Genomic DNA, 15669 nt, shown 5'->3' with positions numbered 1-15669 from the left:
TACAATTCCCATAAAGAGTAGTAAATTTAATCTTCCAGCAATTCGATGGTCAAAATTGGAAGCCTCAACGACTGCTTATCTGTATACAACTGACGCTGCCCTGTGGGACGATTTCCTGGGCGGTAGCAAGCACGCTTATGCGTATCTGTATAGCAAATACGCGCCGACATTATACAATTACGGCTATAAGATTGCCCAGAATCGGGAGTTGACCGAAGACTGCCTGCAAGACCTTTTTCTGACCATTCTGGAAACCCGCGAGCGTTTGGGCCGCACCGACTCCATTAAGTTTTACCTGATGCGCGCCCTGCGCCGGGACATTGTTCGGAAGCTAACCAATGAGCAGCGATTCGATCATGAGCTGGATACGCTCGACTTCACCATTGAGTTTCAGTATGAACCGACCTGGCTCGATCGGCAGATCTCGCAGGAGCAATCTGCCCTTTTGCTATCAGAACTGAACAACCTCCCCGCCCGGCAGAAAGAAGCCCTTTTTCTGAAATACTTCGACAACCTCAGCTACGAAGAGATTGCCGGGATCATGGGCATCGAGCAAACGTCGGTGTATAAAATCGTCTATAAAGCCATTGCGTCTCTCCAAAAACGAATGCCGGTACAGACCGTATTCTTACTATTAGTACTGATTCGATAAATTTTAGCAAAAAAGCAGGGTTACCAAGGGATAATTAGCGACGTACGGCTCTTTGTTGAGTGTAGTTCCGCCAGTAGCCTGTTATGAATTCCGCTCAACAACCCGATTACAGCCAGTATTCGCTTCACGATTTTGTCCTGGACGACTCGTTCCGCCAATGGGTTTTCGAACCCAATGAGCAACGCATGACGTTCTGGCACAGCGTTATGCTCCGGCACCCTGAGCAACGGGGGCTCATCGACGAGGCTGCCTCACTCCTGCTCCACCTTCATGCTCGTTACGACGATCTGACGGACGCCAGCCAGCAACGGATCTGGCAAGTTCTCGACCGGGCCTTTGACGAACACAAAGCCACAACGGCTATTGTCCGGCCTCTTTCGATCTGGCAACGGTTCACCACCGGGCGATCAGGTTGGCAGCTGGTAGCTTCTCTGACGGGCTTGCTCCTGATAGCGGCTGGGCTGATCTACTACCAGCTGATGCCCAGACAAATGCGCATCCACACGGCTTTTGGCGAAAACAGAAGCGTAACCTTGCCGGATGGGTCAAGGGTGTTGCTGAATGGAAACACGACCCTTACCTATACGGATAGATGGAACGACAATCAGTCGCGTGAGGTCTGGCTCGATGGCGAAGGCTTCTTTACCGTCACCAAAAAGAAAAGCCTGACTGGCCGGATAAAGTTTGTGACCCATACGCCGGGCCTGGACATCACCGTTCTGGGAACGCAGTTTAATGTCAACACCCGGCGGGGCAATACGGCCGTCACGCTGATCGAGGGGCGGGTGCAGCTCTCCAAGCCCAATGAACCGTCGGGGCGGATAATCGACATGAAACCCGGTCAGTTTGCGACCAGCCAGCCCAACATCGAAACGGTAGCTGTCAAGACCGAAAAGCCCCGGCTACATACATCGTGGGTCGAACACCAGTTCGTTTTCGAGAATACAGCCCTGAACGATATTGCCCAGCAGCTTTACGATACCTATGGCCTTGAGGTCGTTTTTGAAGACGGCGATCTGGCCAACCGCCGATTTACGGGGAATCTCTCGAATCAGAGCATCGAAACGCTGCTGACCACCCTTTCGCTCACATTCGACCTGTCGGTTCAGCGGAATGGCGACCGAATCAGTTTACGCCACAATCCATAAGTTAACCAGACTCATTTTCCTATCTCTCATCTTATGAAAAACCAGTATCTTATTTGTTCAATGCTGTTAACGGGAGGCTACGCAATACCGCAACTAACCGTTGCGCAGCTACTTACCCAAGCCCAGCCAACTGTTGAACGTACGGCCAACCGACACCTGTCTACCTCCGATAGATTAGCGATTCAGCGCAACCGCCGTAGTCGCTCCCTCAAAAAAGCACTGACCGAACTGGAACGGCGGTTCAACGTCAGCGTGGCCTACGACGAGCAATTACTGACCGGACGTCAGACTGAAGTCGATCTGGATGGCCTCTCGCTCGAACAGGCGTTGACCCAACTGATTGACTCCCAGGGATTACGCTACCGGAAGGTTAAAGACAATCTTTTTGTCATTCAGGCAGTTCCTCCAAAGGCCGATAAAGCCGCGCCTATTGACAATTCAGCCAGTGCATCGCTTACATCGTTGAGCAGTGATGTCATTTCGCCGAAGGCCGAGGCTGCCATTACGGTCACCGGGCGCGTACTGGATGAAACGGGCAGTCCATTGCCTGGCGTTACGGTTGTGTTGAAAGGCACAACGACCGGCACGACAACCAGTGCCGAAGGGGTTTATACGCTCTCGGTACCCGACGGAAATGCGACGCTGACGTTCTCATTTATTGGGTATACAACGCAGGATGTAGCGGTCAATAACCGAAGCACGATCGATGTCAGGCTGGTTCCTAATGCGACCGAACTAAACGAGGTCGTTGTCATTGGTTATCAGTCGGTTCGCAAGCGAGATGTAACGGGGGCCAACGACGTCATCAATCCGACCGAAGCCAACCGGGTAACGGCCCAGTCGCTGCCGGAGTCCATCCAGGGGCTGGCACCGGGCGTAACGGTTCGGAATACAGGCGTACCGGGACAACAGGCATCCATCCAGATTCGGGGGGTAGCCAGTTTCCTGAATACGGATCCGCTTTACGTTGTTGACGGCATGATTGCCGATGCCAACCCAACGCTCAATTCGGATGATATTGAGTCGATCCAGATTTTGAAAGATGCCTCGGCAGCGGCCATTTATGGATCACGGGCCGCCAACGGCGTTATCATTGTCACAACCAGGCAAGGAAAGGAAGGACCAGCGCGGGTGTCGTTCTCGGCTAAGTATGGCATACAACAAGCGTATAAACGCTGGGATGTCATGAATGCATCCGAGTTTGCCGCCACGCAGCGGCAACAGTATCAGAATGCAGGGCAAACCCCACTAAGCAGCGTAGCCGAAGCCACGTTCAACCCGAATGTGAATACCGATTGGCAGGACCAGGTGCTCCGCACAGGCAGTTTGCAGAATTACAACATCAACCTGTCGGGTGGCTCAAAAACGAGTCAATACTATATTTCGGGGAGCTACTTCAACAATACGGGTTACGTTATTGGCAGTAACTTCAACCGGGCCAGCCTGCGGATCAACACCCGCAGCGTATTGAACCGGTTTACCGTGGGCGAAAACCTGGTACTGACCAACTCAAACACCCAGAATCAGCCAGCCGGTACGAACCCAATTTACGACATGGTCTATAATCTGCCGGTCATTCCGGTTCAGGACCCGAGTTATATCAGCCCAACGAATCCGCTTGGCTACGGCATTGGCTCGTTCAATGCGGTGAGTTACGCATTTAACCCCGTTGCCGCCCGTAGCCTTGCCCCCAGCCGGACCAACGTTGCCCGGCTCGTTGGAAACGGTTTTATCGAGTATAAATTCGCCGACTGGCTGAGTTACCGCTTCAACGCAGGTCTGGATGCCAACTTTAGTTACAACCAAAATCTGCGTTACCTGGGTGTATTTCAGTATAATGCCTCTCCAGTTCCCACATCAGTCGGCGAAGACCGGTCACAATACAGAAGCTTTTTGTTTGAGAATACACTGAATTTCAACCGGACATTCGGGGCTCACAACATCAACGGCGTAGTGGGTATCAGCCAGCAAACGAGCCGAAACGATATAACGTCCGGCTCTCGCACCAATCTTGGGTATGCGGGTGGGCAGTATTTCACAACCATCGGGGCGGCAACGGGTATCTCCAATTCAGCCGGGGGAACACCCGACTATTACCGAATTCTGGGCTATCTCGGTCGGATCAACTATACGTATGGCGATCGGTATCTGCTGACCCTGACCGGCCGTGTCGACCAGGACTCGCGATTCGGGGCCAGCAACCGAACGGGCTTCTTCCCGTCGGTGGCTGCGGGTTGGCGCATCAGTCAGGAGAAGTTTTTCCATGTCGACTGGATTTCGGAGCTAAAGCTGAGCGCGTCGTATGGTAAGTTAGGGATCGTCGTGCCAACGCTGGGTTCATTCCCCTATACAGCCTATATCAACAGCAACCCACGGGCCATTTTTGGCACCGACCAGGCCCCGGCCGTTGGCGCTTATCAGGCCCAGCTGTCGAACCCGGATATACGATGGGAACAGCGGATTCAGCAGAACGTCGGTGTCACGGCCAGTTTCCTGAACAACCGCATTTTCACCGAGATCAACGTCTACAATTCCCTCTCGTCGAATGCTATTCTGAACCTGACCGTACCGGGCTATTTGGGTAACCTGCGCGGCAATCCGTATGTCAACACAGCCTCCATCCGCAACCGGGGTATCGAGTTTGCCGCTACCTACCGTAGTACCAAACACGACTTTAAGTGGGATGTATCAGGCAACTTCACCACCATAAAAAACCGCATTGAAAGTGTTGGTAATCAGGGCCAGGGTATCAATTACATCGTTAGCGGCAACACACGTTCGCAGGTAGGCAATCCTATTGGGCAGTGGTTTGTGCTCAAAACGAACGGCCTGTTCCAAAATCAGGAGGAAATCAATAATTATCGCGGACCGGATGGATCCATCGTACAGCCCTTCGCCAAACCAGGCGACATCCGCTACGTAGATACTAATAATGACGGACGGATCGACGTTAACGACCGGCAGTTCGTTACCTCGCCCTGGCCTACGTTGCAGACTGGAGCGCAGTTTAATGGTTCGTATAAGAACTTCTCCTTGAACATCCAGTTGGTGGGTACGTTCGGTTATACGGTCTACAACGACGTTCGGCGTATTCTGGACAGCTATCAAAACACCAACTTCCGCTCTGACCTCAGCCCCTGGACACCGACGAATACCGGCACCTCCGATCCCCGTTTGGGATTGGAAGCGACTGATCAGGGCATTATTTCCAACAACCTCGCTTATAGCGACCGTTGGCTCGAAAACGCGTCCTACGTTCGGGTGCGTAACGTGGAAATCGGCTATAACTTACCAAAAGAACTGGCGAATCGCTTCAAAATGCGCGGTGCCCGACTCTATGTCAGTGGTCAGAACCTACTCACAATTACCGGGTATTCCGGACTGGACCCCGACGTTACGGGGGCTAATATTCAGGAGCGAGGTGTTGATAATGGACACTGGCCCACACCCCGCGTGATATCAGTAGGTATCAACTGTGATTTATAGTGAACACTCCCTAACGAAATTAATCATGAAAAATAAATTCATTTTCCTGACTCTAACCGCTCTGATAGCGCTGGTAGGTTGTGAGCGGGACTTAAACATTGTCAATCCAAATCAGGTAACCACGGCCGTCTTCTGGCGGACAGCCGACGATGCGCTGGCCGGTGTCAACGCCATCTACAGCACGACGCACCGGGGTGGCATTTCACGATGGATGCCCTTCTATTACATCATCCGCTCCGACGAAGGTCGTAGCCAAAGTCCGGATCCGGGTATCCTCAACAACATGGATCGGTTCCTGGTAACTGATTACAACTACGGCAATGCCTATGGTGTCTGGAACGATAACTACATCGGCATCAATCGGGCCAACCAGGTCATTGCCAACGTCCCGGGTATTCAAATGGACGAGACGCTGAAGGCTCGCTACATAGGAGAGGCCAGGTTCCTGCGGGCCATGTATTACTTTCACCTGGTGACGCTCTTCGGCAACGTACCGCTTGTTTTGACCCCTTCGGCGCTTGGCGATCTGCCCGGCTCCGCAACGATTGCCCAGGTGTGGGCCCAAATCGAGCAGGACCTGACCCAGGCAGCAACCGCCCTGCCAACGACCTACAGTTCAGCCGATGTGGGCCGGGCCACGAAAGGAGCCGCGTATGCCTTGCTGGCTCGGGCTTATCTGCAGGAGCGAAAGTATACCGAAGCACTAACGCCCCTCCAGTGGCTGGCCGATGGAGAAGGCAAAAGTATTTATGCGCTTGTTCAGAACTACCGGGATAACTTTCTGATTACAACCGAGAACAACCGGGAATCGGTGTTCGAGTGGCAGTTTGAGATTAATCCGGCGGAGTACACGGACGACGACACCGAAACCCCGAATCAGAATTATGGTACGTCACTCGCGCAGTTCTTTGGTCCTCCCGGCATCGGCTGGTCCGACGGCGAAGCCAGCCGCTGGCCGATCTATCAATTTAATGAACCCACGACGACCGGAGCCCGCGATCCGCGCCTGGAAGCGTCGTTTTTGTTTGACTCAACCGATGTTCGTGGCCCGGCATTCACGCAGATTTACGGACAGACGTTCCTGCAACGATACGGTGCCGACAACAAGCGGGTATGGTTCCGTAAGTTCCAGAACGACCACTGGAAAAACGAAGAGGGCTATCGTTCGCCAAATAACTGGCGCTATATTCGATATGCCGATGTATTGCTGATGTATGCCGAAGCGCTGAACGCGACGGGCAAAACGGCGCAGGCTTACACCTATGTGGATCAGGTGCGGCAACGGGCAGGATTGGCCCGGCTCTCCACTGCCCGGCCCGGCTTAACGCAGGACCAGTTTCTGAACCAGCTCAAACACGAGCGCGTCACGGAACTGTCGGGAGAAGGCTGGCGATGGAATGATCTGGCCCGCTGGGGAGACCTCGGCCCACAGCTGGCCCCTCGTGATGCCGGGTTTGCCACGTTTACCAAGGGCCAGGATGAATTACTGCCCATTCCGCAGCAGGAGCGGGATTTAAACCCAAACCTGGTGCAAAATCCAGGCTATTAAGTTTGTCTGACACTGCAGAAACGAAGAAATACAGGGTTGCGCTAAAGAGCCTGTATTGCTTCGTTTCTGCAGTCTATAACCCCATTCGACGTCAACGATGAAGAACTTTCTTTTTCTTTTACTACTTGCCCTCTACGCTTGCAAATCAGCGGATACATCATCAACTACCCCCACTCCACCGGTTACGGCAGCTGATACGGTTGGCCGGTTCCGTAATCCATTACTCACGTCAGGGCCTGATCCCTGGGTGACGTATAACGACGGGTTCTATTACGTAATGCACACCACCGGAAATAATCTGCGTATCTATAAAACCCGGACCATGAGCCGTCTGGCTGCGGCTCCTTCTGTTGTCGTTTGGACACCGCCGAGCACGGGCCCGAACTCCCGCGACATCTGGGCACCGGAGCTTCATTTTATCACTGGTAAATGGTACATCTACTATGCCGCCGATAACAACGGTGCCGACGCCACGCACCGCATGTTCGTACTCGAAAACGAATCGGCCGATCCAACGCAGGGCACCTGGACCGATAGAGGCCAGTTGACTTTACCCGACAATAAATGGGCGATTGACGGAACGGTATTGCAACTCAATGGCCAGCTTTACTTTTCCTGGTCCGGATGGGAAAACGAACTGGGCGGCCTGCAAAACCTGTACATCTGTAAGCTAACGAATCCCTGGACGGCTGAGGGGCCCCGCGTCCGCCTATCGACACCCGACTATGCCTGGGAGAAACAAGGATTCGGCGTTAACGAAGGGCCTGAATTCCTCGTCCATAACAACAATGTGTTTGTCATCTATTCAGCCAGTTTCTGCGGCACCGATCAGTACGCACTAGGCCAACTGACGGCCACGACCAGTGCGAACCTGGTGGACCCAGCATCGTGGGCAAAGTCAGCGACACCGGTTTTTGGCCCTTACGGTCTGAATGGCACCTATGGTCCTGGTCACCAAAGTTTCTTTACAACACCCGATGGAAAAGAAAACTGGATGGTCTATCACGCCAACCCGGGAGCCGGACAAGGTTGTGGTGACCAACGCTCCATCCGGATGCAGCCATTCACCTGGAAAGCCGATGGCTCCCCGGATTTTGGTACGCCTGTACCCTTAACACAGTTAGTAAAACGACCAAGTGGCGAGTGATCGTGACTGGCCAGACCGTTCAGGCAACCGTTTCGACCTCGGTGATCGCTACGTTTGCCTTGAATCGGCGGCTGAAGTAAATGAACGAAGCAATCACCAGTACGCCATAGACGGCCGATAAAATGTAAGCGCCGTCCATAAAAAACTCCCGGTAACTGATCGTAGCGTGCCCGAAATTCTTATAGAGCAATACCGCGACACTGCCCAGATAACCGTACCAATCGGCCAGCGTTACGATGAACCCTACGGTGCTCACATACCGAAATGTGGCAATCAGTCGCTCAAAGTAAAGGCCATTGCAGGGTACGTAGGCCATGTATAAACCCAGTCCCGTTAGCAGAAACCAGTTGCCGGGCGATAGCATTCCGGTTGAGTAAGCATAGGTGCTAACGCCAACCAGCGTTCCGCCCGCCAGCATCAGGCAGTTGAGCAGTGCAAACGCCCGAAAATTGTTGGTCACCCGCTGGAGCAGCGCCATAACGATAAGAATACCGACGGCGACCATGGTTTCGGTTTTGGCAAAAATACCGGGGTTTTCGACGCCTGCATCTTTCAGGATTTCCGGCCCGAAATTGTCGCGAAAGTCCCGGAACGCCGATAACAGTACGTACGACGCAATGAGCAGAATCAGGCCCGGTCTGAAACTCCGAACAAAGCTTCGGCGCTCGCTAGCGTCCATCGGCTTGCGTTCGGTGCGCAAGGCACGGTCCTCAGCAGTAGGTGGTGGCAGCAGGGTCAGCGCATAAATGGATACCAGCATGGGCAACACAAACAGGCTCCCCGTCACAAACGGCAGCCAGAATTCCGACACGCCCCAATCGGCCCGGATGGTCAGCGCCACCGTTTTGACGAAACCCGAAGCAAAGATAAACGAAGCGGTCAGGCCCGCGACGAGTCCATCCGTCTGCCGCCGACCTTCCAGAAAACCCAACATGGTGCCATAGACCAGTCCTAATGGTAATCCGTTCAGAAACAGGAAGATAATATTATAGGGAGCGGGCACAAGCGCGAAGCCAAGCAGGGCCAGCAACGCCATCAGCACAAATAATAGAATGTTGATGGCCCGACGGCTCGGCGACATTTCGGAAACGACCTTAATGCCAATGCCTTTAGACATGGCGTAACCAAAGACCTGCGCCGTAACCAACCATATTTTATAGCTGATACCAGCAAACGCCATCCCCTCAAACGTGACCGCCGTGATACCCCGACGAAAGGCGTACATACAGGCGTAGGTACAAAAGGCAGCCGTAGCGCCGAAAAGCATAAAGGCCGTTGGATTCCGGAGGAAGGCAGGAGATTTCACAAATAGCGTGCGTTAATGTTGATGAGTAAGGCCTTTGACGAAATTAAATTGGGAGTCAAGCACGCAAGATAAAACAAAATTGATCTCGCGGTTACGTAGATGGCCAGGCTAATTCGTCGTCCCGACATCGATCATCAACCGGCACTACGGTCAAAACTCTCCGTTCTGCTGCCGATAATGCTCGGCTCGCTGGTCAGCCCGGTCATCCATTTCGGGACCTTTCTGAATTTTACGCCAGTCAAACGTTTTCTTATATGGCTTCATGGCGGCCTTTGGGTCGAACACCCGAACATCGGGCAGTACGGCATCATAAGGTCTAAAATCAGGTTTGTCGGCAAAAAAGTCCTGAAGTAGGGAGGCCGTTTGATCGTACTGATTGACGTACGGCACGCCCAGGATGTTGTACATCATTTTCAGAATGGAACCGAAATTAGCGTGTGTATGCGAGACATAGCCGCGCTTGACATACGGCCCGGCCAGCATCAGCAACGACCGGTGTGCATCGATATGGTCCACGCCCCCTTGTGGGTCATCTTCGGTGATAATGACAAGCATGTTCTTCCAGTATTTGGTGCGGGATAGAAAATGCAGCACCCGACCAACGGCCAGGTCATTATCAGCCATGTACGAATGAAGGTAAGGATAGGCAAAATCAGGGCGCGGCCCGGCTCCATGATCATTGGGTATCTGCATCGTCACAAATTGTGGCATCGGCTGCTTGCCCTTGATCCACCTGGCGGTAAACTCCCGCTCGAACTGCTCCATCCGATATTGGTCGGGCACATTGGTATTGTATCCGGCAAAATCGCGCGAGGTGTGCGGATACACGGCTTTCGGCATCGGGAACACCACCGACTGGGCCGCTCCAAACTGCGTGGTTGTCCATTCCTCCACGTTTCCGGCATATTCGTTGGCCTGCCCGAAATTATACAGTGATATCTTGTTTCGCTCGAAAGCTTCCCACAACCCGCCGATCTCATTATAATCTTCGGGATCTATGGCGCCAGACGCCTTGGGAAACCGCCGACCCGGTGCTTTCGAATCGGCATCGAATCGCCCCGCCGAAGCGGCATTGGCCTCTACCCATTCGTTGGGAATGGTCCCCAGCATCCAGTGGTGGCCGTGGATACTGGCATCTGAATCGCAGTAGAAATTATCCGAAAACGCAAACTGCTTGGCGACGCGCACATGATTGGGCATAATATCGGCATTGGTCACACGTACGGTATCGCCCGGCCGGTCAGTCGTTCGGCCGCTGGTTCCCCGGCTGGTCGCGATGCGGCTTTTGATGGTCACTCCTACCCCAAACCGCGCCAGTGTTGAATCGCCGTTGGCGGTCCCGAGTTGCCCTAGTACTTCATCGTACGTCCGGTTTTCTTTAGTAATGTAGACAATGTGCTTAATGGGCGACTGGCGTGTTTTTGGTAAAACAGGTAACGGGTTGCGGCCGTCGTCGGTCAGCGTAACCGTCTGGTACGTATTGTCCAGAACCTGCTTCGTATAAACCGCCAACTGGGCTGCGTCAGGTACGGGAATTGCCTGAAACGTGCCCAACTGAATATCACCGATGTATGTTCCCTGTGGGGGCTTCACAAAAGTAGCACCACCGTTGGGGCCTGCGCCATAACCCCGGGCCGAGGTCACATACAGCATTTGCTCAGGTCCGTCACCGGGCGATAAGGCTACGCGGGTGGGTCCCCAACCGGTTGGAATAAGGCCCCGAACCGTACGCGTGGGCACATCCACTACCGCCACTGCGTTGAAGGCCAGCAAGGTCACGTACAAGGTTTTTTCGTCGTTGGTCAAGGCCATCCCAAAAGGCATCAGCCCCCGGTAGCGGTCCAGGGTTGACTTGACCCGGAGTTGAATGGTGCCCACCAGCTTTTTACCGGAACGGCCAACCGATTTGTAGTCAATGATCGAAATGTTATCGTTTGTGGCATTGGACACATAAGCGTACCGGCTCCCAACGACCACGGAGTTGGGCGATGCGCCCCCAACCACTTCGGCTTCCTCGATCATTTCTCCAATCTGCACACCGGTTTTTACTTTGTTCACAACCTTATTGGTTTTCAGATCGACCGTCCAGACGCTCATTGCTTCATCAGCCAGTGGACTTCCTAAACCCGGAATCCGGCGTCCTTCCACCTCGACTCCTTCTGCGGATTCTTTGGTATGAGCGGCATAAGGCGGAAACTTGAGGGCCATGGTATCGCCATTGGTCTTGGTTACGCCCGGCACTTTGGGGTAGGCATACAAGCCAACATTAGCCACGAACGCCAATTTTCGGTCAGGGCTGATGGCTAGGCCAAACGGCTGTCGTCCCGTGGGAATCGAAGCCGTGATTTGCTTGGTGGTCAGGTCGATGCGTACGAGCCGGAAATTAGCCCGGTCCAGCACGAGCAGCTCGCTCCCATTCAGCAGCAAATCGGAGGTAAAACTATCCGTATAGCCATTGCCATCGAGGGCGATGCTGTCGATGGTTTGGTATTGGTCGGTGTCGAAAATAAGCACCCGTCCTTTGTCGCCATTACTCAGGTAGGCTGTGCGGTTATCAGGCGCAAAGGCCACGCCCAGGAAGGAGCCTTCTTTCAGCGCAGCCGGAATTTTACCGGCATAATCAGGAATGCGGGTAGCCGCCAGTTCATTCAATTTGTAGACGGTCAGAACGCCATCGTGCAGCGATACAGCCCGTTGCCCATTGGGCGATAGCGCCAATCCGAATGGGTCATTGGTGATCCGAATGGTTTTACCGGCGGGTGTCACGTAGCGCCCACTGGGCAATACAGACCGTCCAGCCGTGTCTATTTTGCAGAACTCCGCCCGCCCCGGCACTTGTAGGGTCGTATAGGTTCTGGGTTTTGGCTGAGCCAACAGATGAAAACAGGACAGATAAAAGAGAAAGAATAGAAGGTGCTTCATAGTTCGGTACAGAGCCTATTCCTAAACGTTGACATGAACTAACGTTCAGGATTGTCTCTTCCCAAAGGTAACCGTATGTCGATCAGCCTTTCAACAAAATATATTAAGAATTTATGTCCAGATTCGCCCGGGCTCCCCGGCGGTCAGTTAGGCAGGCGGTAGTTGTCAATAAACCGCTGATCGTTACCCATAAAAGCCATCAGACCGGTTCAATATGCACAAGCACATCATAAACAGATGGCTTTTCTCTGAGAATTTCCGCTTTGACGGCATGGGCGATGTCGTGGCCCTGCTTGACCGTCAGATCACCCGGAACCAGCACGTGCAGATCGACGAAATATTCAAAGCCCGTTTTCCGAACCCGATATTTGTCGATTCCTTTAACCTGCGGAACGCTTAAGGCAAGCGCTCTAAGCTCGTTTTGCCAGTCGCCAGCGGGTGTTTCGTCCATAATTTCACCAAACGAAGGCCGAAAGATCAGATACGCATTGTAAACGATCACGAGCGAAGCCAGCAGAGCCGCCCAATCGTCGGCACTTTCGTAGCCAGGACCACCAATCAGCGCGATACTAATGCCTACGAAAGCCGTAAGGGATGTGATGGCGTCGCTGCGGTGATGCCAGGCATCCGCTTTCACAGCGCTACTATCGGTTTCTTCACCTACTTTCGAGATTCGCCGAAACAAGACTTCCTTCACCAGAACGACACCTGCCAAAACAGCTAATGTGAAAGGCGCGGGTATTTCGTGAGGCACCTGAATATTTTTGATGCTCTGCACCGCAATCAGAATAGCTGCCCCTACCAGGGCCAGTGCTACGACAATGGCAGCCAACGGTTCGGCTTTCCCATGGCCATAGGGGTGATCCTGGTCGGGGGCTTTCGACGCCGTACGGAGGCCAAACCAGACAAAAATCGAGGTAACGATATCCGTTCCAGACTCCATAGCATCGGCAATCAGGGCGTAGGAGTTTCCTAACCAACCAGCCAGTCCCTTTACTAAAACCAGCCCAATATTAACGGCAATCCCGATTAGGGTTGTTTTTTTTCCCCGTTCGGCCTGGTGCGGTTTTATCGTTTGTTCCATATTGAGAGTCTATCCGTAACGCGCTGATGCGGCATACCAACGTTACCTCTATCAACCTTATAGTAGCCGGTTGGTTTATTTTTGGAGCCTATAACCTCCCTGAGACCCATTTTTGACCGTGTGATTTGTCCGGGCCATTCAGCGCTACCGGGCTTTCGAAGGCCGTGGCTGTTTCTTTAGAAACCAGTGCGGTATTTGGGAATAAACCGGAAAGCATTTGCTCTCTGGGCGTTTACTTAGTCATCTGTGTAAAGGTAACCGCCCCAATGGTATTAGGTTTTCCGGGTTCAGGGGCTGAAATAGTACCGCTAATCTGCCCGTTTGCTTGCCTTGTCACACGAATTTCCCGGAAGCTGTATTGCCCTTTTTCGTAATTGAATGTTTCTCCATCGTCGTCATACAGTCGGTAGTGGCCGGGTTTCGCACCGTAATAGCGAACCTCTATGGGTAGGACTTCGCTTGCTTTGGGCGCGTGGAGCCGGGCTGGCATCATGGGCACAATGCCCCCATCTTTGACATACACCGGAATTCGGTCCAATCCGGGCGACGTTGTAATTTGCTGGCCATTTCCCACCCGTTCGCCCGTGTAGAAATCGTACCAGTTGCCCGTAGGCAGGGTTACTGTCCGGCTCTTCTGGCCTTTAAACAAAGGCGCCACCAGCAAATATTCTCCTGCCATATACTGGTCTTTGATCTCCCGCTGAACGGCTTCGGCATACGGATTTTTCTCCAGGCTCGTCGTGACCAGTTCGTGTTTTACGTCCGAGCTAAAGCCTTCTTCCAGATTCATAGCCCGGAACGGGGGTGTACCGTTAAAATGGTATTTGGCAAACTCACTGTACCAATACGGCATCATCCGCATCCGAAGTAACGCCATGTCCTGCACAGACTGGCTCACATCGGCAAATGACCAGGGCTTTGTGCCACTATCCCACGCATTAATCATGGCCATTGGCGAGAAGACAACGGTCTGTATCCGACGTAGCCATTCCTCACTATTATCGGACGAACGAACTTCCGGCGTCCACAAAACCCCGGCGAAGCTACTGTTGATCAGCGCCGTGATAAAGTCTTCATGTTTGTAATAATCGTTGTAAATAACATACGGGAACGACGAACCGCCACCATTCGACGCGCGTATCAGCCCGAAGGTGCGGTTGTTCTGCTTCCGGTACATGTCAAGGCTGTACTGCTGTAGCAGAAGTCCGTACGTCTGCCGCATCTGTTCGGCCGCATGCCCCGATGGGAACGTAGCCACATCCGGCCAGAGCCATGAATCATAGCCATCAACCTCATCGATTTTATACCCGCTTACGCCGAGATTTACGCCGTCTTTCGCCAGTTGACCAAAGAAGAGTTGCCTTGCTTTGGGAAGTGTCAGATCGGGCACCTGACCCGTCCAGACGGTATGCGACGCGGTGAAGGGCGAAATAGAGGCAAAAATGGAGGCTGAAGGGGCTACATAGGGGTTCAGCCAGAGGTTCGCCCGAACGCCTTTGGCCAGCATCGTCCGCAAAAAGCCTTCGGGGTCGGGGAAACGAGTTTTGTCCCATTCAAAGGTGCAGGGATATGACTTGCTCTGCCAACCCGGTTCAAGCCCGACCACGTCGAGGGGAAATCCTTTCTGATCGAACAGGTCCGCTTCGGCCTGTACCTGATCGGCCATGTACAACTTCTGAACCCGTTGCTGAAAGCCCAGTCCCCAACGAGGAGGCAAACACCCGCCCCCATTAAAGAGATTATACCGCCGGACAACGTCCAGCGGTTTGGGTCCGGCGAACACATACATCTCGATGCCCGCAGCCGGAACAAGTATTTCAACCGCATCGGAATACGGCCGACTCGTCCAGGACTTGTCGGTATTACGATCCTGCGATTTGGGCGGATCGGAACTATCTTTCCGAACGGCCGTACCTGCATAGACGGTCAGGTACCGGGCCGAATTAATGAAAACCCCGTACCCGTCAGACGATACGTAAAACGGCGTAGGAGCGTGCGTCCGGCCATTATCGGAGCCGCCATAATGGTCGACATGCAGATTCAGAATTCGGCCTCGCTGGTGAACAGTCTGAAAATTAAGGCCGAAGCCATAAAGTTGTTCGGTACGGTTGAGTGGAAAACGCAGGTACGTTTTCCCGTCTACGATGCGCGCTGTAACAGCGCCCTTTGGTAAGGGAAAAGCCGAGTGCCCCAGCGTCGTCAAGGCCACTACGTTAGGTTTGGCACCAGCAGCGGTCAGCAAATTATAGGCCTCAGGTTTACCAACAGTCGCCTTCCAGACTCCAGGCTGAACGGACACCCAGGTAACGGTTTGTGCTGTGGTAATCGATGTAGTAAAGAGGAGGCAAAACAGCAGTTTCAGTCGAGTCGGCATT

General features: G+C 53.3%; 9 protein-coding genes. 5 read left to right on the top strand and 4 right to left on the bottom strand.

The annotated features are described in order from the left end of the window. The first annotated feature begins 55 nt into the window (after positions 1 to 55). The 5 genes from ACYVAM_RS17380 to ACYVAM_RS17360 all read left to right on the top strand — a co-directional run bounded on the left by ACYVAM_RS17380 (position 56) and on the right by ACYVAM_RS17360 (position 7982). Positions 56 to 652, top strand: coding sequence for an RNA polymerase sigma factor (locus ACYVAM_RS17380; protein ID WP_461069214.1), 597 nt, complete (start codon positions 56 to 58; stop codon positions 650 to 652). Positions 653 to 735: 83 nt separating this feature from the next. Further along, on the top strand, positions 736 to 1800 hold the full coding sequence (locus ACYVAM_RS17375) for a FecR family protein (protein ID WP_461069212.1): 1065 nt from the start codon (positions 736 to 738) through the stop codon (positions 1798 to 1800). A gap of 33 nt (positions 1801 to 1833) precedes the next feature. Beyond that, the gene (locus tag ACYVAM_RS17370; protein WP_461069210.1) at positions 1834 to 5286 is read left to right on the top strand and encodes a SusC/RagA family TonB-linked outer membrane protein; all 3453 of its coding nucleotides are present in this window, start codon (positions 1834 to 1836) and stop codon (positions 5284 to 5286) included. Between the two features lie 25 nt (positions 5287 to 5311). Then, positions 5312 to 6835 (top strand): RagB/SusD family nutrient uptake outer membrane protein, encoded by a 1524-nt coding sequence (locus ACYVAM_RS17365; RefSeq protein ID WP_461069208.1) that lies wholly within the window; start codon positions 5312 to 5314, stop codon positions 6833 to 6835. A gap of 97 nt (positions 6836 to 6932) precedes the next feature. After that, positions 6933 to 7982, top strand: coding sequence for a glycoside hydrolase family 43 protein (locus ACYVAM_RS17360; RefSeq protein WP_461069206.1), 1050 nt, complete (start codon positions 6933 to 6935; stop codon positions 7980 to 7982). Positions 7983 to 8001: 19 nt separating this feature from the next. Here the strand turns inward: ACYVAM_RS17360 and ACYVAM_RS17355 are convergent, their stop codons facing one another. From ACYVAM_RS17355 to ACYVAM_RS17340, 4 genes are all read right to left on the bottom strand, one after another. Next, complete coding sequence (locus tag ACYVAM_RS17355; protein ID WP_461069204.1) at positions 8002 to 9288, bottom strand: DUF5690 family protein; 1287 nt, start codon at positions 9286 to 9288, stop codon at positions 8002 to 8004. A 150-nt stretch (positions 9289 to 9438) separates the two neighbouring features. Beyond that, entirely contained in the window at positions 9439 to 12210 is a 2772-nt protein-coding gene (locus tag ACYVAM_RS17350) for a bifunctional YncE family protein/alkaline phosphatase family protein (protein ID WP_461069202.1), read from the bottom strand. A gap of 199 nt (positions 12211 to 12409) precedes the next feature. Then, positions 12410 to 13294, bottom strand: coding sequence for a cation diffusion facilitator family transporter (locus ACYVAM_RS17345; RefSeq protein ID WP_461069200.1), 885 nt, complete (start codon positions 13292 to 13294; stop codon positions 12410 to 12412). A 232-nt stretch (positions 13295 to 13526) separates the two neighbouring features. Continuing rightward, entirely contained in the window at positions 13527 to 15668 is a 2142-nt protein-coding gene (locus ACYVAM_RS17340) for a glycoside hydrolase family 31 protein (RefSeq protein WP_461069198.1), read from the bottom strand. Position 15669 lies beyond the last annotated feature (1 nt).

Source organism: Spirosoma horti (assembly GCF_054776595.1).
Note: the sequence above shows the minus strand (reverse complement) of the source record. Positions and strands in the feature narration are given on the sequence as shown.

Bases quoted from the DNA above. Each gene is read 5' to 3' on its own strand.
- ACYVAM_RS17340 (WP_461069198.1), bottom strand. From the start codon at position 15,668: ATGCCGACTCGACTGAAACTGCTGTTTTGCCTCCTCTTTACTACATCG.
- ACYVAM_RS17350 (WP_461069202.1), bottom strand. From the start codon at position 12,210: ATGAAGCACCTTCTATTCTTTCTCTTTTATCTGTCCTGTTTTCATCTG.
- ACYVAM_RS17370 (WP_461069210.1), top strand. From the start codon at position 1,834: ATGAAAAACCAGTATCTTATTTGTTCAATGCTGTTAACGGGAGGCTAC.
- ACYVAM_RS17375 (WP_461069212.1), top strand. From the start codon at position 736: ATGAATTCCGCTCAACAACCCGATTACAGCCAGTATTCGCTTCACGAT.
- ACYVAM_RS17360 (WP_461069206.1), top strand. From the start codon at position 6,933: ATGAAGAACTTTCTTTTTCTTTTACTACTTGCCCTCTACGCTTGCAAA.
- ACYVAM_RS17345 (WP_461069200.1), bottom strand. From the start codon at position 13,294: ATGGAACAAACGATAAAACCGCACCAGGCCGAACGGGGAAAAAAAACA.
- ACYVAM_RS17365 (WP_461069208.1), top strand. From the start codon at position 5,312: ATGAAAAATAAATTCATTTTCCTGACTCTAACCGCTCTGATAGCGCTG.